Genomic DNA, 21,749 nt, shown 5'->3' with positions numbered 1-21,749 from the left:
GAGATCCGTCGGTGGACAGGAGTCGGCATGTCGCCCGAGAAGCCGAAGCCCGGTCTTCTCCCGGGCACCGCCCGTCGCCGTGCCGGCCCGCTGTCGCACGCCCCGGCGGGAGAGGGCACGGTCGCCGACCGGGATGGCGCTCAGACCGGGTAGACGCGCGTCGCGGCGGTCTGGACGCTCGCCCAGACCTGCTGCCCGGGTAGGAGCCGCAGCCCGGCGGCGACGACCGGGGTGACGTCGGCGACGGTGCTGACCGTCCCGGTGAGCTGCACCCGCAGGTGGTCCCCGTGCCGGTGCACCCCGGCGACGGTGGCCGGCCAGGTGTGCGGGGCGTCGCCCTCGGGCCGCTCCGGGTGCAGGGTGACGGCGGTGGGCGGGAAGACCACGAAGGCGTCGCCGTCGAGCCGGTCGGTGGTCGGCACGGCGCACCCGTCGGCGAGGTGGACGAGCCGGCCCTCGGCCCGGCCCCGGTGCAGGTTGAGCCCGACCAGCCGGGCCACGTAGTCGGTGCGCGGCCGGGTGGTGACCGTGCCGGCGTCGCCCTCCTGGACCACCCGGCCGTCCTCGACGATGACCAGCCGGTCGGCCAGTGCCAGCGCGTCCAGTGGATCGTGGGTGACCAGCACGGCCGCCCCGGCGTGGTCGGTGAGGTGGCGGTGCAGTTCGGCCCGGGTGTCCAGCCGGGTGCGCGCGTCGAGCGCGGCCAGCGGCTCGTCGAGCAGCAGCAGGGTCGGTTGCACGGCGAGCGCCCGGGCCAGGGCGACCCGCTGGGCCTGCCCGCCGGAGAGCTGCCGGGGTCGGCGTCCGGCGTGCGCGGCCAGGCCGACCCGGTCCAGCCAGTCGGTGGCCCGCTCCCGGGCGGCCCGCCGGGGCAGCCCCTGCCGGCGGGGACCGAAGGCGACGTTGTCCCGGGCGGTCAGGTGCGGGAAGAGCAGGTAGTCCTGGAACACCACGCCGACCGGTCGATGCTCGGGCCGCACGAACCGCCGCGCGTCCGGGCGGTCCAGTTCCACCCCGTCCAGGCGCAGCCACCCGGCGCTGAGCGGGTGCAACCCGGCGAGGGTACGCAGCGCGGTGGTCTTGCCGGCGCCGTTCGGGCCGAGCAGCGCGACCACCTCACCGGCGGCGACGCGCAGCCGGACGTCCAGCCGGAAGCCGGCCCGGTCGACGACCAGGTGCCCGTCCAGCAGCGGGCCGGTCACGGGCCGGTGATCCAGCGGTCGCGCAGCCCGGCGAGGATCAGCACCGAGACGGTCAGCAGCACCAGGCTGAGCACGACGGCGGCTTCCACGTCGGTCTCCAGGGCCAGGTAGACCGCGAGCGGCATGGTCTGGGTGCGGCCCGGATAGTTGCCGGCGAAGGTGATGGTCGCGCCGAACTCGCCGAGCGCGCGGGCCCAGCACAGCACCGCCCCGGCGGCGACGCCGGGGGCGACCAACGGCAGGGTGACCCGGGTGAAGGTGGTCCATCGGCCCGCGCCGAGGGTGGCGGCGGCCTCCTCGTAGCGGTGGTCGGCGCCGCGCAGCGCCCCCTCCACCGCGATGATCAGGAACGGCATCGCCACGAACGCCTCGGCGAGCACCACACCGGTGGTGGTGAACGGCAGGGTGACGCCGAAGGTGGTGTCGAGCCAGCCGCCGACCGGTCCACGCCGGCCGAAGACCAGCAGGAGGGCCACCCCGCCGACCACCGGCGGCAGCACCAGCGGCACGGTGACCAGCGCCCGGACCCACCGCCGCCCGGGGAACTCGACCCGGGCCAACAACCAGGCCAGGGGTACGCCCAGCGCGAGGCAGAGCAGCGTGGCGAGGGTGGCGCACTGGACGGACAACCGCAGCGCGGTGAGCACGCCGGGCGCGGTGAGGCGCGGTCCCAGCGACGTCCACGGGGTGCGCAGCAGCAGGCCGCCCAGCGGCAGCACCAGGAACAGCAACCCGAGCGCAGCTGGTACGAGCAGCGCGACCGGCACCCGTTGACCGGTGCCGCGTCGGCGGGCGGGGGCGGTCACGGGCCCGACGGGGGCTGGAACCCGGCGTCGGTGAGGACCGTCCGGCCGGCCGCGGAACGGACCAGCGCGACGAAGGCGCGGGCGGCCGTCGGGTTCGGCGCGTCGGCCAGCACCACGATCGGGTAGTCGTTGACGGCCCGCGTGGCCTCGGGGAAATCGATACCGTCGATCTCCCGGTCGGCCGCGCGGGCGTCGGTGCGGTAGACCAGGGCGGCGTCGACCTCGCCGAGCTTCACCTTGGCCAGCGCGCCCTTGACGTCCTGTTCGAGGGTGACCGGGGTGACCCGGACGCCGGCCCGGTCCAGGGCGGTGGTCGCCGCCGCCCCGCATGGCACCTGGGTGGCGCAGAGGGCGACCTTCAGCCCGGGCCGGGTGAGGTCGGCCAGCCCGGCGAGCCGCTGCGGGTTGCCCTCGGGTACGGCGATGACCAGCTGGTTACGGGCGAAGACGGTGGGGGTGCCGGCGGCGTGGCCGGCGTCGGTGACGGTGGCCATGTTCCTCGGGGCGGCGGAGGCGAAGACGTCGGCGGGCGCACCCTGGGTGATCTGGGTGGCCAGCGCGGAGCTGCCGGCGAAGTTGAAGGTGACCGTGCTGCCCGGGTGGTCCGCCTCGAACCGTCGGCCGAGGGCGGTGAACGACTCGGTCAGCGACGCGGCGGCGAAGACGGTCACCGTGCCGGTCGGGCCGCCGTCGTCAGCCGGACCGGTGCGGTCCACGCCACATCCGGTCAGGGCGAGGGTGGCCGTGGCGAGCAGGCCGACGACGGCGCGGACCCGCCGGCCGACCGCGCCGCCGCCGAGCCGGTGCAAGCAAACGGCCGGGCCGGTCCCGGCAGTGCCGTCGGCGGGACCGGCGTTGGCAGGGCCGGCGGTGGCGGTGCCGTCGGTGGCGTGGCGGGGGGCCGGGCCGGCGGCGGGGTGGGTCACGGCTGGATCCTTCCCCTGGCCGGACCGGTGGGCGCGGGTCGCTCCACCACGACGGTGGTCGACTTGATCACCGCGACGGCCACCGAGCCGACCTGGAGTCCCAGCTCGTCGACCGCCTCGCGGCTCATCAGCGAGACGATCCGGAACGGCCCGGCCTGGATGTCGACCTGGGCCATCACGGTGTCCCGGACGACGGCGGTGACGATCCCGCGCAGCCGGTTGCGGGCCGAGGAGAACTCGGCCCCCTCGTCCGGGCCGGCGGACTGGGTGCGGACGAAGGCGGCCAGCTCCACGCCGTCGACGAGCCGGTGCCCGTGGGCGTCCCGGTGGGCGGGGAGCCGGCCGGCGTCGACCCAGCGCCGCACGGTGTCGGCGCTGACGCCGAGCAGCTCGGCGGCCTCACTGATCCGAAACACGCTCACCCGGTCACCCTAGCCACTCGCAGTTACCGGCGGAAGGCGGTCGTATCACTAGTAGAAGCCAAGTGCGATGCCGTCCTATCGTCGCATGTGCGGCCGGCTGTGGCAGGCGGCCGTGACGGCGGCGGCCAGCTCGACCTCGGTGGGCTCCGCCCCGGAGGCCGGAGAGCGGTTCGCCGTGCCGGGCCGGGCGGGGTCGGGCGAACGAGGCGATCGGAGATCAGCGAGCCGGATCGTGGGCCGCCGCAGGTGTCGCCGCGACCGGGCAGACACGTCGCGGACTGCCGGGTGGGGGCCGACACGCCGACGGCCGGCCGTCGCGGGTGCGACGACCGGCCGCTGCCGGCAGTGTGGGGTCAGCTCAGGGTAAGCGCGGTGTCGTCCACCACGAAGGACGTCTGGAGGCTGCTGTCCTCCACCCCGCTGAACGAGATGGTGACGGTGCTGCCGGCCGACGCCGACACGTCGAAGCTGCGCTGCACGTAGCCGCTGGCGGCGTTGACGTTGGAGTACGTCGCCAGGGTGGTGCTGCCGGCCTTGACGGTCAGCTTGTCGTACGCCGTGCTGCCCGACTCGGCCGTGTCGATGTGCAGCCAGAAGGACAGGGTGGCCCGGCAACCGGCCGGGATGCTCACCGACTGGGTGACGGTGTCGGTGTGGGTCGAGCCGTACCCGTTGAGCCACGCCTTGTACGAGCCACCGTGCGCGGCCTGGCTGGCCGACGAGGTGATCACGCCCGAGGTGGCGGTCCAGCCGGTGCCGCCGGACTCGAAGCCGGGGTTGGTCAGTTTCTGGCCCGAGCAGCCGCCCGAGGTCGGGGTCGGCGTCGGGGTGGAGGTCGCCGTCGGGGTGGGCGTCGGGGTGCCGCCGGTGCAGGTCGGGTCGGCGGACTGGGCGGGCACGCTCACCGCGTCCCAGGCGGCCTTGACCGTGTTGAACTCGGTGCAGCTGCCCGGGTAGAGGGTCTTGGCGGCCTGCAACGTCCAGGTGCGGTACTTCAGGTACGACGAGGTGGTCGTCTTGAGCAGCATCGCGTTGTACATGATCTTGATGGCCTTCTGGATGCCCAGACCGGTCACCGTGCTGCTGTTGCAGGTCGGGCTGGTCGGCTGCCCGTTGGTCGGGTTGCTGCCCATGGCCAGCAGGTAGAACCAGTGGTTGCCCGGACCGGCCGCCGCGTGCACCTCCTGGCTCGGGATGCTGCTGGAGTAGCAGTTGGCGTCGCCGAGCGCGGACGGGTTGTACATGTTGCGGATCGGCCCGCTGCCGACCAGGTTGATCTTCTCGCCGACGAGGAAGTCCGGCGCGTCGTAGCTGGCCGGCTCGTTGGCGAACCACTCGGTGGCCGCGCCGAAGGTGTCGGCGACGAACTCCTGGGTGTTGCCCCGGGAGATGCCGCCGGGGGTGGTGTCGTCGATGCCGTGGCCGATCTCGTGGGCCACCACGTCGAGCGAGCCGATCCACTGCCCGGCGGTGTTCTTGCCGATCTGCACCTGGCTGCCGTCGTAGTAGGCGTTCTGGTCGTTGAGGCCGACCCGGATGGGCCACGCGCCGCCGCTGCCGTTCGCGCCGTTGCGCCCCAGCCACTGCGACAGCATCTTGTGCTCGGTCTGCGCCGAGAACAGCGCGTCGACGCAGCCGGTCTCCTTGCTGGTGCCGGTGCCGTTGCCCCAGACGTCGTCCGGGCCGGAGAAGGTGGTGTTGTTCGCGGCGTCCTGGCAGCTCAGGTTGGTGGTGCCCGGGTCCTTCAGCGAGTAGGTGCTGCCGGACTGGGTGGTGGTCAGGGTGACCGGGCCGTTCCACGCCCCGGTGCCGGTGCCCCGGACGACGTGTTCCTGGGTGCCCAGCACCGCGCCGGTGACGGCGTCCACGTCGACGGTCAGCCGGCTGGGGCCGTCCGTGCCGGTGCCGGTGACGGTGGTCTCCCAGGCCAGCGCGGGCCGGGCGCCGAGGGTGTGCACGACCAGCGTGGTGCCCTCGACACCGGTGACCTTGCGCAGTTGGGCGCGGGCGATCCGCTCGGCCGCCGTGGTGGTGAGCTTCGGTGTGGTCGACAGGTCGCCGATGCTCTGCTGCTGGGCGACGGAGGCGTAGGTGACCTCCCCGGTGGCGGTGGTCGCCAGGACGAAGTCGCCGCCGACCACGGGCAGGCCCCGGTAGGTGCGTTCGTACGGCACGTACTGCATGCCCTCGGAGGAGATGACCGGCCGCTGCACGAACGCGTCGTCGGCGCTGGCGTGCAGGTAACCGGGGCGGCTGGCGACCAGCGAGCCGGCTGCGCCGACGGCGGCGGCGCGGGCCTGGGCGGGGTCGGGGGCGGGGTGGGAGGGCGCGGCCTGTACCGCTGCGGTGGTGCCCGCGGCGATCAGGCCGGCCGCGACCGCGCCGGAGAGCGCGACGAGGCGGGGTGAGAGCTTCAAGGGGGGTGCTCCTGTTCTCGGGCGGCGCTGCGAGACCCGGTGGGGTCGCGCGCCGATGCTGCGCTGAGGCGTGGTTGCGTCGGGCGGTCTCCGGGCTGCCGGCGGCCCGGTGGGGGTGACTGTCCGTCGCAGGTCGCCGGGGGTTGGCGACCACTGGAGGCACGATCACACGGGTAGGCACCCATATCAATGGGTTGACCGGGGCAACCATCGGACACTGTCGTCGGTACGACTGTTGCCGCTCGATGAACGACCGTCATGCACCCCGCCCTGAACAGGTCGTCCTCTCCGGATCCTGTCCGGTCGGCCGCCCCAGTTGATCGTTTTCGCCGGAACGCGCGGCCGATGCGCATACACCCGGTCGACCAGCAGTACGACAACGTCGTCATGTCCGTCGTGCTCGGCCCAGCGGGCACGAGTCGGATGCGCGGGTCACCTACCATTCGGGGCGTGCCGGACATCGACGGAACTCTCGCCGCCGCCGAGGTGTGGCGGGGACAGGGCATCTGGTCGCAGGCCGCCCAACGGGCCAAGCGACGGATCACCAGGGGACGACGGCTGGTCGCCGCGTTCACCGTCACCGCCGCCGTCGCCGGCACCGCGGCGGCCCGACTGGCCGAGCCCGCGCCCACCGCCGGGCGGGTGCTGGCACTCGTCGCCGCCACGTCGCTGCTGCTGGTGCCGGTGGCCGGCCGCGCGGCCTCCCGGGACGCGGTGGCGGCCTGGACCCGGTTCCGCGCGACCTCCGAGGCGATGAAGGCGGAACTGCACCGCTACCTCGCCCGCGTCGCCCCGTACGCCGACGCCGATGCCGACGCCGTCCTGCTGCGCCGCCACGACCTGCTCCTGGCCGACGGCGGCGACCTGGTCGGGCACACCCTCGACGTCGCGGCCAGGCGGCGTCCGCTACCGCCCGTCTCCGACGTGCCGAGCTACCTCGTCGAACGGGTGCAGCGGCAGGTCGAGGGCTACTACCTGCCGGCCGCCTGGCGGGCCGGCCGGTCCGCCGCGCGCATCGGCCGGGCCGCGACCGGGCTGACCGTGCTGGCCGCACTGCTCTCCGCCGCCGCCGGGGTGCTGGGTGACGGGTGGGGCCTGACCGCCTGGGTGGGGGTGGCCGCGGTGGTCACCACGGCGCTGGTCGGCTACGGGGCGGCCCAGCGTTTCGAGCAGCAGCACCTGGAGTACGCCCGGACAGCCGACCAGTTGACCCGGTTGCGGACGACCCGCGCGGCCGGCCTGGGCTGGACCGACGACGACGCGCTCGTGGCCGAGGCCGAGCGGATCATCGCCCAGTCCAACGCCGCCTGGATGGCCAAGATGATCGAGGAAGATGGCGCTGCGCAGCAGTGACATGACGCGCTGTGGCGGATAGCATCATCGATATCTGTGATTGGCCGTCGACGTGGACGGACCTCCGTCCACTCCCGACACGAAATGGGGCCCCACGTGGACCGCACCCAACGCCTGCCCGATCCGTTCCCGGCGCCGATGAGCGACGTGCGGCGTACGCCACTCGGCCAGATCCCGGTCGACCGGGCCGTCGCCGTGGCCCGCATCGACGACCGCCGGGCGGCCCACCCGACCCGGGTCGACGTCGCCTCCTTCGGCTCGACGGTCTGACCTGGTCGACCCGCCCGTGCCTCCGGTCGCCCCGCTCAGCCAGTACGTCCTCAAGCTGACCAGCCGATGCGACCTGTCCTGTGACCACTGCTACGTCTACGAACACCCCGACCAGTCGTGGCGTCGTCAGCCCCGGTTGATGACGCCCGACACGGTCGAGGCCACCGCGCGGCGGATCGCCGAACACGCCGCCGACCACCGGCTCGGCACCGTACGGGTGGTCCTGCACGGCGGAGAGCCGCTACTCGCCGGCGCGGCCCGGCTCGCCGCCACCGCCGACACCCTGCGCCGGACCATCACCCCGGTGGCCCGGCTCGACCTGCGGATGCAGTCCAACGGGGTGCTGCTCACCCCCGAGATCGCCGACGTCCTCGTCGCCCACGAGATCCGGGTCGGCGTCTCCCTGGACGGCGACCGTTCGGCCAACGACCGGCACCGCCGCTACGCCACGGGTGCGAGCAGTTACGACCAGGTGCGCCGGGGGCTGGCCCTGCTGCGCCGCCCCGACTACCGCAGCGCCTACGCCGGCCTGCTGTGCACCGTCGACCTGGCCAACGATCCGCTCCGGGTCTACCAGGCGCTGCTCGCCGAGCAACCACCCCGGATCGACTTCCTGCTGCCGCACGCCAACTGGGACCGGCCGCCCACCCGCCCCGACGGCGCGGCCACCCCCTACGCGGACTGGCTGCTGACGATCCACCGGCGTTGGCTGGCCGACGGGCGACCGGTGCCGATCCGGTTGCTGGAGTCCCTGCTGGCCACCGCCGCCGGGGGCAGCACCAGCACCGAGGCCGTCGGGCTCGCCCCGGCCGATCTGGTGGTGGTGGAGACCGACGGCACCTTCGAACAGGTCGACTCGCTCAAGTCCGCCTTCCACGGCGCGGCCGCCACCGGCCTGGACGTGTTCCGCCACCCGGTCGACGAGGCGGCCGCCCATCCCGGCATCGCGGTGCGGCAGACCGGCCTGGCCGGCCTCTGCGCCACCTGCCGGTCCTGCCCGTTGGTACGCCGGTGCGGCGGTGGCCTCTTCGCCCACCGGTACCGCTCCGGCAGCGGCTTCGACAACCCGTCCGTCTACTGTGCCGACCTGGCCGCGCTGGTCCGCGCGACCACGACGCCCGCCGGCCCGGTGCCGGACCGGTCGGCCGACGCGCTGCCGTCCGCCGTCCTGGACGACCTCGGCTCCGGGCGGGGCGGTGCGGAGTCGATGGGTCAGCTCGCCGCCGTGCACCACGGCATCGCCCGCGCCCTGACGGTCGCGCTCAGCCCCGCCGCCACCGCCGACCCGGTCGCGGCAGCCGGGTGGCGGCTCCTGGTGGACCTGGACGTGGCCGCGCCCGACGCCGTCCAGACCGTGCTGACCCACCCCTTCGTGCGGCGGTGGGCCCAGCGGTGCCGGGCCGGGGAGACCGGTGAGCTGCCCCACCTCGCCGCCGTCGCCGCCGCAGCAGCGGTCCGTGCCGGCGTCGACACCGACCTCGTGCTGCCGGTACGGGCCGGCACGGTGCACCTGCCGACGCTCGGCACGCTCGTCGTGGACACCCCCGTCGACACCATCGCCGTCGCCATCTGCGCCGGATCGGTCGAGCTGCGGGCCGGCCGGCGTCGGATCCGGGTCCGCCCACTGCGGGGGCCGAACCCGGACCGGTGGCAGCCGACCCGGACGGCGTACACCGGCGACGGGACCATCCTCCTGGAGGACACCGACCCGTACCGGGACTGCTTCGACCTGTCGGTGGCGGCCCGGCTCACCCCGGCGGTCGCCGACCGGTGGACGACGCAGGTCCGGCAGGCGGTGCACCGCCTCGACGCCGAGGCCGTCGGCTACGCCACCGGCGTCCGTGCCCTGCTGCGCGCCGTGGTGCCGCTGCGACCCGACCCGTCCGGCCGGTCCCGCAGCGCCGCCGCCCGGTCCGCGTTCGGCGCGGTCGCCGTCACCCCGACGGTCGACGCCGCCGCACTGGCGGTGCTGCTCGTCCACGAGGTGCAGCACCTCAAGCTCGACGCGATCCTCGACGTCTGCGACCTGTTCGACCCCGCCGACGCCCGGCGGCTGCGGGTGCCCTGGCGCGACGACCCGCGCCCGGTGGAGGGCGCGTTGCACGGCGTCTACGCCCACCTCGCCGTCGCCGACGTGTGGCGGCACCGCCCCGGGGCCGAGGCGGTGGCGCACCACCGGCGCTACCGGGAATGGACCGACGGCACGGTCGACGCGCTGCTCGACCTGGGCAGCCTCACCGCCGACGGCCAGCGCTTCGTCCAGCGGATGCGTGCCACCCTGGACGACTGGCGGTGACCCCCGCCGGAGCGGCCGGCGGGGATCGTCGTGGTGTGCAGCGTCGCGACCCGGTGCGCCGGCCACGGACCGTCCCGGGTGCCGGCCGACCCCGGCCCGGATGCCCGTCGCCGACGCCGCCGGACCCCGACCGGCAGGAACGGGACAGCGCGGAGTTGGCGGCGATCGATACTGTGGTCGGTCGGGAGTGGCGGCGCCGGGCGGGAGCGGTAGGTGGCGGAGGAACAGTTCCGGGAGGACGAGAGCGCCCCCGTGTTCTTCCTCAGCTACGCCCGTACCGGCAACCGGGTGGCGGCACCCCCACGGGACACCAACCAGAAGGTCTTCCAGCTCTTCGTCGACCTCTCCGACCACGTCGTCGAGCTGCTCGGCCTGGGCCCCGGACGAACGGCGGGTTTCATGGACCGGATGCTCGACGGGGGACAGCTGTGGACCGACGACCTGGCCTTCGCCGCCGGGCACTGCCAGGTGTTCATCCCGCTGATCTCACCGCAGTACCTGCGCAGCGCGTGGTGCGCCCGGGAGTGGAACGCCTTCACCCGGCGGCGGGTCGTACCCCGCCCGGACGCCGAACCGTCGGCGGGGGAGACCCCGGTCATCCCCGTCAACTGGTCGGTGGTGGAGCGTCGGCGGATGCCCCCACCCGTGTCGCAGCGGCAGATGTTCACCCCCACCCGGTTACCCTCGGACATCGCCCCGCAATATCACGAGGAGGGCATCTACGGACTGCTCAGCCTCGGCAGCAACGGCAAGGACGCCTACGACGCGGTGGTCTGGCGACTGGCCCAGCGGGTCGCCCGCGCGTACCGCACGCACTGGGTCGAGGCGGCGGTGCCGACCGATCTGCGGCAGCTGCCCGACCAGTTCGAGGAGGACGGGCATGACCTGGCCTGACCCCTCCTCCCCGGCGGGCGTCGTCGGGCAGGAGACCTACTTCTTCCTCAGCTATGCGCACTCCGTCCCGCTGTCCGACGCCGCCCGGCCGGACACCGACTACTGGGTCAGCCAGTTCTTCCATCAACTCGCCGACGCGGTGCGGGAACGCGCCACCCGGCTCGGCCCGCTCGACGCGGGATTCTTCGACGGCCAGGTCAGCCCCGGCGTCGACCTGAGGCGGACGCTGACCAACGCGTTGAGCCTCGCCCACGTCTTCGTGCCCCTCTACTCACCGAACTACTTCCGCAACGCCTGGGCGCTCGGTGAACGCGACTCCTTCCGCAGCCGGCTGGTCCGGCTGGCGGCCGGCCGGGCCGAGCGGCACGTGCTGCCGGTGCTCTGGATGCCGCTGCCGTCCTGGGGGGACCGTCCCGAGACCGTCCAGGCGTTGGACCTGGTGGGTGACCCCGGCGACCGCGCCGACTACGCCGACAACGGGCTGCGGGCGTTGTGCAAGCTGAGCGCCTACCGCACCCAGTACCGCACCCTGCTCGGTGCGTTGGCCGACCGGATCGTCACGGTGACCGAGAACGAGCCGCTGGCCCCGTCCCGGGCGACGACGCTGACCAGCAGCCCGGTCCCCGACGGGCCGGGCGCCGCGCTCGTGGTCACCACCCTCACCGCCGACCGGGCGCGCTGGCGGCCCTACGGCGACCAGCACCAACTGGCCGTCGCCGACTACGTGGCCGCGACCGCGGAACGGCTGGGCCTGCCCACCCGGGTCGTCGAGCTGGCCGAGGCCCGGGACCGGGCCGCCAGCAGCCCGGCGGTGGTGCTGGTCGACGCCGGCGTCGGGGTGGCCGCCGCCCGGTCCGCACTCGACGGGTTGCCGCGGTGGGCGGTCCCGCTCGTCATCGCCGCCGACCACGCGCGTGGCGAGCCGACGCCCGAGGCGATCGCCGGTAGTTTGCAGGACGCCCGGTTCCCCTGGGTGCTGCCGGTGCGCACCATCGACGAGTTTGAGCGCTGCGCCCCGCTGCTGGTCACCGAGGCGCGTAAACAGTTCCTCCGGCACGGTCCGGTCGATCCGCCGCAGGGCCCGCACGACCCGAAGCCGACCCTGGGGGCGACCGGACCGTTCGACGTACGGCGAGGGAAGGCATGACGATGACTCCACCCCACGACGGCCAGGTCGTCACCTTCTACTCGTACAAGGGCGGCACCGGGCGCACGATGGCGTTGGCGAACACCGCCTGGATCCTCGCCGCGAACGGCCACCGGGTGCTCGTCGCCGACTGGGACCTGGAATCCCCCGGCCTGCACCGGTTCTTCGCACCGTTCCTCGACCCGGAGCAGGTCGCCTCCACCGGCGGGGTGATGGACCTGATCCTGGAGTACGAGTGGGAGAACGCCCGCCGCCGGCAGGAGGGCGTCGACACCCGCCCCGGCGACTGGCACCGGCAGTACGCCCGGGTCCACAAGTACGCCTTCTCGGTGGGCTGGGAGTTCCCCGGCGGCGGCACCCTGGACCTGCTGCTCGCCGGCCGGCACAACCCCGACTACGCGACCAGCGTCACCGGACTCAACTGGGAGAACTTCTACAACCGGCTCGGCGGGGCGCAGTTCTTCGACGCGCTGCGCGCGGACATGAAGCGGCACTACGACTACGCCCTGATCGACAGCCGCACCGGCATCAGCGACGTCGCCGAGATCTGCACCATCCACCTGCCGGACCTGCTGGTCGACTGCTTCACCCTCAGCGACCAGGGCATCGACGGCGCCGCCACGGTCGCCGCCCGGGTCCGCAGCTACGAGGGGCGACGGGCCCGCCGGGTGCTGCCGGTGCCGATGCGCGTCGACGAGGGGGAGAAGACCAAGACCGACGCCGGCCGGGCGCTGGCCATGCAGCGGTTCGTCGGGTTGCCCAGCGGCATGACCGACCTGGAACGGCAGGACTACTGGCTCTCCGTCGAGGTGCCCTACCGGGCCTACTACGCGTACGAGGAGACCCTGGCGACCTTCGGCGACGTGCCGGGCAGCCGGGGCCTGCTGTCGGCGTACGAGGCGTTGACCCGGCACATCACCGGTGGTGCGGTCACCGGGCTGCCCCGGATGGACGACGGGCTGCGCCGGCAGACGATCCAGCGTTTCGAACGCAAACCGGTGATCGTCGACGAGTTGATCGTGCTGCGGTACGTGCCGGAGGACCAGGCGTGGGCGGAGTGGGTGCAGTCCACGTTGCACGCGGTCGACCTGCGGGTGTTGGCCACCCCGCTGGGTGTCCCGGCGTCGGTGCCGGCCGGCACGCCCTCGCGTGAGCTGCACCTGGTCTCCCGGTCCTACCTCGCCGCCCGCCGGGCGTTCGGCGGGGCCGCCCGGCAGGCGGGTTCTCCCGTGCTCGCGTTGCATCTGGACGACACCACCCCGTCGGTGGACACCCCGCCGGGAAGCTGGGCCACCGTGCACGAGCGCGGCGTCTCGGCCGCCGCCGAGCAGGTGTGGGAACTGGTCGGGCGGTCCGTCGACGGGCGGAACCGGCCGGTGCCGGCGACCCGCTACCCGGCCGTCGAGCCGATGGTCTTCTACGCCCCGGCGCGCAACGTCCGCTTCACCGGCCGGGAGGGCCTGCTGCTGGCCCTGCGGGAGGAGCTGAAGGCGGCGGCGCGCGAACGCGTCCCGGTGGCGCTGCGCGGTGGCGCGGGCATCGGCAAGACCCAGGTCGCCACCGAGTACGCCTACCGCTTCCACGGCGCGTACGACGTCGTGTGGTGGGTGGACGCGGACCCGGCGCAGTTCATCGACGTCCGCTTCGCCGACCTGGGGCGGCGGCTCAACCTGCCGGACCTGCAGCACGTGCCGGACAACACCCGGGCGGTCCGGGACTGGCTCAGCCGCGGCGGCGGCCGGGGTGCCGACGAGCCGCCGCTGCGCTGGCTGGTCGTCTTCGACAACGTCGACCAGTACGACCACGTCAAGGACTTCCTCCCCCAGGGCGAGGGGCACGTGCTGGTGACCACCCGTAACCCGGACTGGGGCGACCTGGCGCGGGCGGTCGACGTGGAAGCCTTCCAACGGGGCGAGAGCGTCAACCACCTGATCGGTCGTACCGGCCGTCGCGGCATGACGGCCGCCGAGGCGCAGCAGGTCGCCGAGGCGGTGGAGGACGTCCCGATCCTGGTGGCGCTGGCCGGGGCATGGCTGGCGGAGAGCCCCGACTCGGTCGCCACCTACCTGGCGGGCCTGGCGCGTACCGGCCCGGACAGCGACGTGTGGGGCCGGTCGCTGGAGGGCCTGCGGGAGCAGTCCCCGGGCGCCTACCGGCTGCTGCAACTCGGTTCGGTGCTGGCCCCCGACATCGCCCTCGACCTGCTCTTCAGCGACCAGGTGGCGAAGGTCATCGCCCCGCACGACCCGTCGGTCGCCGCGCAGGTCACCGACCGGGTCTCGGAACGCGACATCGCCGCGGCGCTGGTCCAACGGATCAACCGGCTCGCCCTGATCAAGGTGGACCTGCACGCCCAGCGGGTGCAGATCCACCGACTGCTCCAGGCGGCGCTGCGGGCCCGGATGTCCGAGCGGGAACTGGCCGAGGTCAAACACGACGTGCACCGCATCCTCGCCGGTTCCCGCCCCTCGGGTGAGGTGGACGACCCGGTCTTCCAGGTCCGGTACCGGCACCTGTGGCCGCACCTGGACGGCTCGGACGCGGTCTCCTGTCACGACGACACCGTCCGGCAGTTGGTCATCGACCGGGTCCGGTACATCTTCCTCAACGGCGGTTTCGCGCAGGGCGCGCAGTACGCCCGGGAGGTGGACACGACCTGGACGACGATGCTCGATGGGCTCTCCCCGGATACCGGCGCGCACCGGGCGCTGCGCGTGCAACTGCTCAACCTGCGCTTCAACCGGGCCAACCTGCTGCGCAGCCTCGGCCGCTTCGAGCAGGCCCTGGCGCTCGACGAGGACACCCTGCACCAGCAGGAGGAGCTGATCGGCCAGAGCCACCCCTACACCCTGATGACCGCCGGGGGGTACGCGGCGGACCTTCGGGCCCTCGGCCGTTACCGGCCGGCCCTGGAGCGCGACCTGCGTACCCACGGGGCCTGCGTGGAGGTGTTCGGCGAGGACCACCGGCGGACCCTCAACGCGGCCAACAACCTGGCCGCCTCCCACCGGTTGGCCGGCGACTTCACCCGGGCCCTGGACCTCGACGAGGCCACCTACCGTCGGCTGCGGGTGGTGCTCGGCCCCGACCACCCACGCACCCTGCTCTCAGCTGGCAACTACGCGCGCGACCTGCGGGAGACCGGCGACTACCAGGGTTCGGTGACCCTGCTGCAGGACGTGATCGAGGGCTACCGGCGGCTGTTCGGCGACCAGTTCCGGGAGCTGCTGATCAGCCAGGCCAACCTCGCCACGTCGCTGCGCAGCACCGGCCGGATCGCCGAAGCCGGCCGGCTGCTCGACGACGCCTACACGCGGCTGCGGGCCACCCTGGGGGCGACCAACCCGGACACCCTGCTCAGCCGGTTGAGCCGGACGGCCAACCTGATGCTCGAGGGGGACGGGGCGCAGGCCCGCGCGGAGCTGGAGGAGGTGCAGCAGACGCTCGCTGAGGTGTTCGGGGCGCGGCACCCCTACACGCTGGTGTGTGAACTGAACCGGGGGGTGGCGCTGTGGGACATCGGTGAGCAGGACGAGGCGTACGCGCTCACCGTGTCCGCGGCGGACGGGCTACGGGAGGTGCTGGGGCCCGAGCATCCGTTCAGCATGGGCGCGGACAACAACCTCGCCGTCTTCGCCATCCTCACCGGCCAGGACGAGGAGGGCTTTGCCCGGTTGCAGGCGGTGGTGGACCGGTTGACGGCGGCGTTGGGCGTCGACCACCCGGACACCCTGCGCAGCCTGGGCAACCTGGAGACGGCCCGACAGGCGGCTACCGGCGGGACGGTCAGCATCGGACGGATGCGACTGGCCGACCGGCTCGCCGACCGGATCGGGCAGGAACACCCGAGTGTGGTGGTGCTGCGCGCCGGACGGTACGTGCGTCGGGTCCTCGACCCGCACCCCTACTGACCGGGTCGGGCCCCGATGAGCACGTCGGTGCCCGTCGGGGCCTGCCCGTCGACGAGCCAGCGCAGCATGCGCGGGAGCTGCTGCATGGCGTCGAAGTGGGCCGCGCCGGGCTGCACCTCGATCTCGGCCCCGGGGATCCGGGCGGCCAGCCACCGGCCGTGGCTGGCCGGCGCGAAGGTGTCCTCCTCGCCGTGCCACAGGCGTACCGGGGTGACCGTGGTGTCGATCGCGTCGAGGTCGAACTTCCAGTCGCGGCGCAGCGCCAGCACGTCGTCGATCCAGCCGTACGGGCCGGCCCGCAACGCCTCCTGGTAGGTGTCGAAGATGATCCCGCGCAGTGCCGCGTCGTTGATCGCCCGGCGGTCCGGTGGCCCCATCTGGGTCATCAGCTCCCGCAGCAGGAACCGGGGGTCCTCGGCGGCCCGGGCGGCGCGCTGGCGGATCTCCTCGACCACGATCTCGGTGTCGTGCCGACCGTCACCGAAGCCGCGCTGGTTGTCGCGGTTCATGCCGTCGAACCAGTCCAGCCCGATGGCCTCCGACGGCGCGAAACTGACCAGCACCGCCACCCGGCTCACCCGGCCGCGTAGGCGCTCGTCGGCGGCACAGGCCAGCGCGTGCGGCCCGCCCCCGGAGCGGCCGGCCACCGCGAACCGGCCGAGCCGGAGCTGGTCGGCGATGGCTTCCACGTCCCGCGCGGCGTCGGCCACGTCCCGACCCTCGAACCGGTCGGAGTCGCCGTATCCGGGGCGGTCGTAGGCGATCAACCGGATCCCCATCCGATAGAGCACGATGCCCCGGGGCTTCGGCCCCCGCCGGCTGCCGGGTGTGCCGTGCATCAGGAAGACGGGGAACCCGTCGGGAGCACCGGACTCCTCGTACGCCACCCGCTTGTTGTCCGCACGGTGGGCGTATCGCGGCCCAGGCTCACCTTCTCGGGTCACTGCAGCCTGCCTTCCAGTGCCACTACCAGCCGTTACTCGCGATTTGCATCGAGCAGCTACGATGGTTTCCGTCGGCTCCGCTCAGCCTTCGAGCCTAACGGTCGAGCCCGCCGCACCGCTATGCCGAGCCCGACAACAGGCCGGATCTGTCGGAAGCGACACCTGTCGGCCAGGACGGGCCGGCCTTGCGGGCGGCCTCCGCCCGCCCGCGCCGCCGGGGCGCCCCGGCGGCGGTGCTCAGCAGGCCAACGGTCGGATATCCGTCGGCGCGTCGACCAGCGCGGCACGCGGGTCGGCGTAACGCCAGTCGACCCGGTACTGCGCGCGCAGCCGGGGCCGGGACACCACCCACCGGTACGCGACCCGCCCCTGCCCCTCCCGGCGGTCCGGGTGCACCTCGACGGTCGACTCCGAGGTGAACGAGGTCTCGGAGCCCCAGACCGTCGGGCCGGTCTCGACCGGAAAGTCGAGCCGGATCACCAGGTTGCGGGTGGGCAGCCGGATGTCACGCTGCAACCAGTCACCGAACTTCCACGCCGGCACCCGGTAGGCGTAGTCGACGACGGTGCGCTGCCCGGGATAGAGCGGCATCGGGGTGCCCCCACCGTCCAGCAACAACACGATCTTGAGAAAGGCGTCCCGGCTGCGACTCACCCGCCACCGCATCGGTTCGGCCTGCTCGGTGCCGATGGTCGCCCGGAAAGCCACCTCGTCGATGGTGAGCGGGTGGTGGCTGTGGAAAAGAGCGGACCGGGCCGGATCCTCGGGGAACCGGTCGATGTCGATCTGCACGGTGTGCCGGGTGATCGGCTCGGTGCCCACGCTGTGCAGCACCCGGCGGAACCGGCACTCGTACACCCCGTCCACCAGGGAGAGCATGGCCTGCTCGTCCTCGATCACCAGGTGCGAGCCGGCCGGCGGCGGCACCGCGGTCGGGCCGAGTGCCGAGCGGCGTCCCCCCGACCCCCGGGCGTCGGCGAAGGCGACGTACTGCTGCCAGATCCGGTTGCCGCTGTCCAGCACCAGCTCGACCCGACGGGCGAACTCCTCGGTGGGCTGGTGCCGCCCGTTCTCGATGTGACTGACGTACGACGGGTCGAAGCCGGTGCGCTCGGCCAGCTCCTTCTTGGACAATCCCCGCTGGCGTCGCCAGTGGGCCAGTTCCCGCACGAATTCCGCCGCCGCATCGTCCTGTGTGGAACCGCCCATGCCCCCGTCCTCGGTGTCGGGCCTCAAGTCTGTCCCACCGACGGCATCCGCGCCAGGGGTGCCCGCCGACCGACTCCGCCGCCGCCGGCCCCCCGGCAGTGGGCAGGATGACCACCATGGATCCCGCCGTACGCCGCTACCTCGCCGACCTGGTCACCAGTGCGCGGGACGTGCTCGGACCGGAGCTGGTCGGTGCCTACGCGGCCGGTTCGGTGGCGCTGGGCGCCTACCGGCCCGGCCGCAGCGACGTCGACGTGGCGCTGGTCTGCCGGGGCCCCCTGCCCCGACGGACCAGCCAGGCCCTGGTGGACCGGCTGCGGCACGAGACGCTGCCCTGCCCGGCGCGCGGCCTGGAACTGGTGACCTACTCGCGGGAGGTGGCCGCCTCGGGCACCCCGGAGCCCGGTTTCGAGGTGGAACTCAACACCGGGGCGCGGATGTCGTCGCGGGTCACCTTCACGCCGGCCGACCGGCCCGCCGCCGACGGCCACTTCTGGTACGGCCTGGACCGCAGCATCCTGCACCAGCGGGGGTTGCCGTTGGCCGGGCCGCCAGCCGGTGAGGTCTTCGCCGAGCTGGCTCCGGGTGACCTGCGACAGTTGCTGGTGGCGGCGCTGCGGTGGTGGCTGGCCCGGCCCGCCCCGCCCGGCGACGGCCCCACCCCCGGCGTCGAGGACGCGGTCCTGGCCGCCTGCCGCGCCCTGGTCCGGATCCGTGACGGCGCCTGGCTGTCGAAGGCCGCCGCCGGCCACCGGGTGATCGCCCTCGGCCGCGAACCGGAGCTGCTACGCCGCTGTGTCCGCGCCCGCGACGGCGGCCCACCGCCGACCGCCGCCGAAGCCCGCGCCTTCCAGCAGCAGATCCTGGCCGATATCACCGCCGGCTGACCGGTCACCGCGGCACCGGTCGCGGCCCGACGCTCGACGTCGGGCCGCCACCGCCGTGGTCACCGCCGCAGCAGGGCGAAGACTCCCCACCCCAGGTACTCCCGCCGGTACCGCACGTGCCGGACCGGGTCCTCGGTCAACTCCTGCCGGAACCCCTCGGCGAGGTCGTCGTCCGGATGGGCGTCCAGCCAGCGGCGCAGGGTGAGCCAGTGCGCCGCGGCGTACCGGTCCCAGCTGTCCTGGTCGGCGAGGACCATCTCGACCACGTCCCACCCGTGCGCCTGGACCCGGCGAATCAACCCGGGCAGGTCGTCGAAGTCGTCCCGGGCGGTGGCGTGACACGCGGCGACGGTCTCCTGGTCCGGCGGTTCCCGCCGCCAGTACGGCTCCCCGACCAGCAGCATCCCACCGGGCCGCAGCGCCCTGGCCAGGATGTCGATGGTGCCGACGACGCCCCCACCGATCCAGGTGGCACCGACGCAGGCGGCCACGTCCACCTTCTCGGGATGGACGTACCCGGCGGCGTCGTCGTGCACGAAACGGACCCGGTCGGCCACGGCGAGTTCGACCGCACGGCGCCGGGCGGCGGCCGTGAACACGGTGCTGAGGTCGACACCGGTGCCCCGGACCCCGTGTGTACGGGACCAGGTGCACAGCAGTTCACCCTTGCCGCTGCACAGGTCGAGCAGGGTGTCGTCGGGGCGGAGCCGGATCGCCCGGCCCAGGGCGGCGAGCTTGTCGTCGTCGAACGGGTTGAGGATGCGAAGGTCGCCTTCGCGGATGACGAAACTACGATCGAGGTCCATGTCGGTGACTCCAGGGGTGCGGCAACGGGCGCGGGGAGCGGACGGTCGGCACGCGGAGCACGGGCACGGAAAACACCTCGATCGGGGGACGTGGTGACGGGCCGTCAGGCTACGTCCCGACCGGCCCGGAGCCCAGTGATTTCGCCCCGGGCGGCCCGCCACCGGGCAGTTCCAGGGCCATGGCTGCCTGCGGGACACCACCGAGCCCAGCGATGTCATCCCGGGTCGCCCGCCACCTCTCAGACGTTGGTCGGCACCCGGTCGGCCGGCGGCTCGCTGACCGCTGCGTCGGCAGCTGGCTCCGCAGCCGGCCGGGCCGCCACCGTCGGATACTCGGCGGTCTCACCGCCCCCGGCGGCAGCCGCCATCACGGCGGCGGCAGCCAGGTCGGCGACCCGCTTGGCCTCCCGCTGCACCCGGGCCCGCACGTCCTTGGCGTGCCGCTCCACACTCTCGGCGGCCTGCCGGGCCTCGTCCAACCGTCGGTTCTCCGTGGTCAGGTCGCGTCGGACCTCCTCCAACAGCTGTCGGGTACGCACCAACTCCCGCTCGACGGTGTCGCCCTCCTGCTGGATCTCAGCCAATTGCGCACGGGCCGTGTCCAGCTCACCCTGTACCTCGGTGAGGGCCTTCTGCCGCTCGGCGATCTCCCGCTGCACCGTGGTCAGTTGCTCCTGGTGGCTGCTGGCCTGCTCGTCGGCCCGCTGCCGGACCTCCGTGGCGTACTGCTGCGCCTCGGCGATCAGCGCGGCGATCTGCTGCTCGGCGGCGCTGTGCTGGTTGGTCAGCTCCCGCTCCGCCGCCGCCCGCTGCTCGCCCAGTTCCTGCTCGACGGCGGCGCGTCGCTCGCCGACCTCCCGCTCCACGGTGGCCTGCCACTGCGCCAGCTCCTGCTGGCTCTGGGTCCGGGCCGCCTGGATCTCCTGCTGGATCTGGGTCCGGGCGGCCTTGGTCAACGCCTCGGCGGCGGCCCGGGTCTGGGTGATCTGCTTGGCGGTCTGTTCGCTGATCCGCTTCGCCTCCTGCTGGGCCCGCTCGTGGGCGGCTTCCCCTTCGGCCCGCAGCTTCTCGGCCCGCTCCCGGACCTCGGCCAGCTCGGCGTCAGCCGTCGACCGGCGCTGCTCGTACGCCTTGTCCTGCTCCTCGCGCCGGGCGGTCAACTCCTCCTCCAGGTCCCGCAGCGCCTGCGCGGTCCGGTCCCGGGCGTCGACCAGCGTCTTCTCCGCCTCGCCCTGGAGCTGGTTCGCCCGCTGGGTGGCCGAGTCGGTGATCACCGCAGCCTGCTTCTCGGCCAGGGCGAGGATCTGGTCCACCATCGGGCCGAGATCACGGAAGGACGCCCGGTCCACCTGGGCCGGCCGTTGGCGCAACTCGGTCAGCTCCGCCTGCAACCGTTGGATGTGCGTGGTCAGCCCCTGGATCTGGCCGGCGGCCCGGGCCCGGTCGGCGGTCAGCGTCGACAGTGCCCCGTCCATCTGCTCGACGTAGCGGTCCACCTGCCGCTTGTCGTAGCCCCGCAACGCGAGCTCGAAGCTCGGCCGTGACGTCCCGTCGTCACGCGACGCGTACGACTCCTCCCCGGTGGACATAGAGCCAACCTCCGTACTCCTCGGCGATCCAGGTCCGCGTGGGCGACTCCGCGGGCCACGACGGGGCGAAACACTACCGGCGACCGGTGCCGCGGGTGACCGGGCCCCGAGCGCGGTCCACGCACCGATCCGGGCGGGGACGGCCGCTCGTCCGCACGGTCGCGTTCCGGTCGGGTCCACCGGTGTCCGGGGGTTGCCCTGGCCGGTGCGTCCACCGTGCGCACCGGGTTTTGTCCATTCGGCCCACCTGGCCTCGTCCCCGTGGACTTTCCGCAGCTCAGCGCGGGTCACCAGTGGAGTCCCGCCGGCCGTCCCGGGTGGTGTCGGGGCACCCGGCCGCAGGTGACCGGGGGTGTGGCCGGGAACGCACCGGCTGGATTTGACGGTCAACTCGGCGAGCGCGTAACTTTCTCTCTGTCAGCGCGGAACGGACGCACCGGGGTGAAAGCCCCGAAGGCCGGAGCGCGACCACTGATCTCAGGAATGCCTCCCGATCGACCGTGGGTCGATTTGGTGGGCAGAGAGCAGTCGAGTAGGGTGAACAACCGGCAGGGCACCGGGCGAGCGTGCGGGATACCGCAGCGGCCGGCTTGTCGACAATCGCGGGGTTTCCGGTGTGAGCCGGGGTTTCGTGGTGTGTGGAATTGTGGTTGATGTGGTGTTGATCGTG

16 protein-coding genes are annotated in these 21,749 nt (G+C 73.4%); 7 read left to right on the top strand and 9 right to left on the bottom strand.

Going from position 1 to position 21,749, the window contains the following annotated elements; genetic code table 11:
- Window positions 1–140 precede the first annotated feature (140 nt).
- The 5 genes from AB0C22_RS21470 to AB0C22_RS21450 form a co-directional block, all read right to left on the bottom strand.
- A complete protein-coding gene (locus tag AB0C22_RS21470; RefSeq protein WP_357536629.1) occupies window positions 141–1,202 on the bottom strand; it encodes an ABC transporter ATP-binding protein in 1,062 nt (353 codons plus the stop codon).
- Window positions 1,199–2,008, bottom strand: a complete 810-nt coding sequence (modB, locus tag AB0C22_RS21465) for a molybdate ABC transporter permease subunit (RefSeq protein WP_219462226.1) — start codon at window positions 2,006–2,008, stop codon at window positions 1,199–1,201. The genes AB0C22_RS21470 and modB overlap by 4 nt, the downstream gene beginning before the upstream one ends.
- On the bottom strand, window positions 2,005–2,739 hold the full coding sequence (modA, locus tag AB0C22_RS21460) for a molybdate ABC transporter substrate-binding protein (RefSeq protein ID WP_357536815.1): 735 nt from the start codon (window positions 2,737–2,739) through the stop codon (window positions 2,005–2,007). The genes modB and modA overlap by 4 nt, the downstream gene beginning before the upstream one ends.
- A gap of 191 nt (window positions 2,740–2,930) precedes the next feature.
- Window positions 2,931–3,356 (bottom strand): helix-turn-helix domain-containing protein, encoded by a 426-nt coding sequence (locus AB0C22_RS21455; protein WP_219462217.1) that lies wholly within the window; start codon window positions 3,354–3,356, stop codon window positions 2,931–2,933.
- Window positions 3,357–3,709: 353 nt separating this feature from the next.
- The gene (locus AB0C22_RS21450; protein ID WP_357536626.1) at window positions 3,710–5,773 is read right to left on the bottom strand and encodes a M4 family metallopeptidase; all 2,064 of its coding nucleotides are present in this window, start codon (window positions 5,771–5,773) and stop codon (window positions 3,710–3,712) included.
- 450 nt (window positions 5,774–6,223) lie between these two features.
- Between AB0C22_RS21450 and AB0C22_RS21445 the strand changes: the two genes are divergently transcribed.
- From AB0C22_RS21445 to fxsT, 6 genes are all read left to right on the top strand, one after another.
- Window positions 6,224–7,126: a DUF4231 domain-containing protein gene (locus AB0C22_RS21445; RefSeq protein ID WP_357536624.1), complete on the top strand. Its 903-nt coding sequence runs from the start codon at window positions 6,224–6,226 to the stop codon at window positions 7,124–7,126.
- A 96-nt stretch (window positions 7,127–7,222) separates the two neighbouring features.
- Complete coding sequence (locus AB0C22_RS21440) at window positions 7,223–7,396, top strand: hypothetical protein (RefSeq protein ID WP_219462215.1); 174 nt, start codon at window positions 7,223–7,225, stop codon at window positions 7,394–7,396.
- A 16-nt stretch (window positions 7,397–7,412) separates the two neighbouring features.
- Window positions 7,413–9,692 carry an FxsB family cyclophane-forming radical SAM/SPASM peptide maturase gene (locus AB0C22_RS21435; protein WP_357536622.1) on the top strand — a complete coding sequence of 760 codons (2,280 nt, stop codon included), beginning with the start codon at window positions 7,413–7,415 and terminating at the stop codon, window positions 9,690–9,692.
- Window positions 9,693–9,905: 213 nt separating this feature from the next.
- Window positions 9,906–10,586: a TIR-like protein FxsC gene (locus tag AB0C22_RS21430; protein WP_208570628.1), complete on the top strand. Its 681-nt coding sequence runs from the start codon at window positions 9,906–9,908 to the stop codon at window positions 10,584–10,586.
- Entirely contained in the window at window positions 10,573–11,733 is a 1,161-nt protein-coding gene (locus AB0C22_RS21425) for a TIR-like protein FxsC (protein WP_219462212.1), read from the top strand. Before AB0C22_RS21430 ends, AB0C22_RS21425 begins: the two co-directional genes overlap by 14 nt.
- Window positions 11,734–11,735: 2 nt before the next feature.
- Window positions 11,736–15,644: an FxSxx-COOH system tetratricopeptide repeat protein gene (gene fxsT / locus AB0C22_RS21420; protein ID WP_357536620.1), complete on the top strand. Its 3,909-nt coding sequence runs from the start codon at window positions 11,736–11,738 to the stop codon at window positions 15,642–15,644.
- Here the strand turns inward: fxsT and AB0C22_RS21415 are convergent.
- Together AB0C22_RS21415 and AB0C22_RS21410 are read right to left on the bottom strand one after the other, a co-directional pair.
- Window positions 15,638–16,588 (bottom strand): alpha/beta hydrolase, encoded by a 951-nt coding sequence (locus AB0C22_RS21415; RefSeq protein ID WP_219462208.1) that lies wholly within the window; start codon window positions 16,586–16,588, stop codon window positions 15,638–15,640. The genes fxsT and AB0C22_RS21415 overlap by 7 nt on opposite strands.
- A gap of 237 nt (window positions 16,589–16,825) precedes the next feature.
- Window positions 16,826–17,797, bottom strand: coding sequence for a helix-turn-helix transcriptional regulator (locus tag AB0C22_RS21410; protein ID WP_219462206.1), 972 nt, complete (start codon window positions 17,795–17,797; stop codon window positions 16,826–16,828).
- A 107-nt stretch (window positions 17,798–17,904) separates the two neighbouring features.
- Between AB0C22_RS21410 and AB0C22_RS21405 the strand changes: the two genes are divergently transcribed.
- The gene (locus tag AB0C22_RS21405) at window positions 17,905–18,684 is read left to right on the top strand and encodes a nucleotidyltransferase domain-containing protein (RefSeq protein ID WP_357536618.1); all 780 of its coding nucleotides are present in this window, start codon (window positions 17,905–17,907) and stop codon (window positions 18,682–18,684) included.
- A 59-nt stretch (window positions 18,685–18,743) separates the two neighbouring features.
- Here AB0C22_RS21405 and AB0C22_RS21400 read toward each other — a convergent pair whose 3' ends face one another.
- Together AB0C22_RS21400 and AB0C22_RS21395 are read right to left on the bottom strand one after the other, a co-directional pair.
- Window positions 18,744–19,490: a class I SAM-dependent methyltransferase gene (locus AB0C22_RS21400; RefSeq protein WP_219462201.1), complete on the bottom strand. Its 747-nt coding sequence runs from the start codon at window positions 19,488–19,490 to the stop codon at window positions 18,744–18,746.
- Between the two features lie 239 nt (window positions 19,491–19,729).
- Complete coding sequence (locus tag AB0C22_RS21395) at window positions 19,730–21,079, bottom strand: DivIVA domain-containing protein (RefSeq protein ID WP_219462199.1); 1,350 nt, start codon at window positions 21,077–21,079, stop codon at window positions 19,730–19,732.
- Window positions 21,080–21,749 lie beyond the last annotated feature (670 nt).

The organism is Micromonospora sp. NPDC048894, assembly GCF_040649765.1.
In the GTDB taxonomy this organism is placed as follows: domain Bacteria; phylum Actinomycetota; class Actinomycetes; order Mycobacteriales; family Micromonosporaceae; genus Micromonospora; species Micromonospora antibiotica.
Note: the sequence above shows the minus strand (reverse complement) of the source record. Positions and strands in the feature narration are given on the sequence as shown.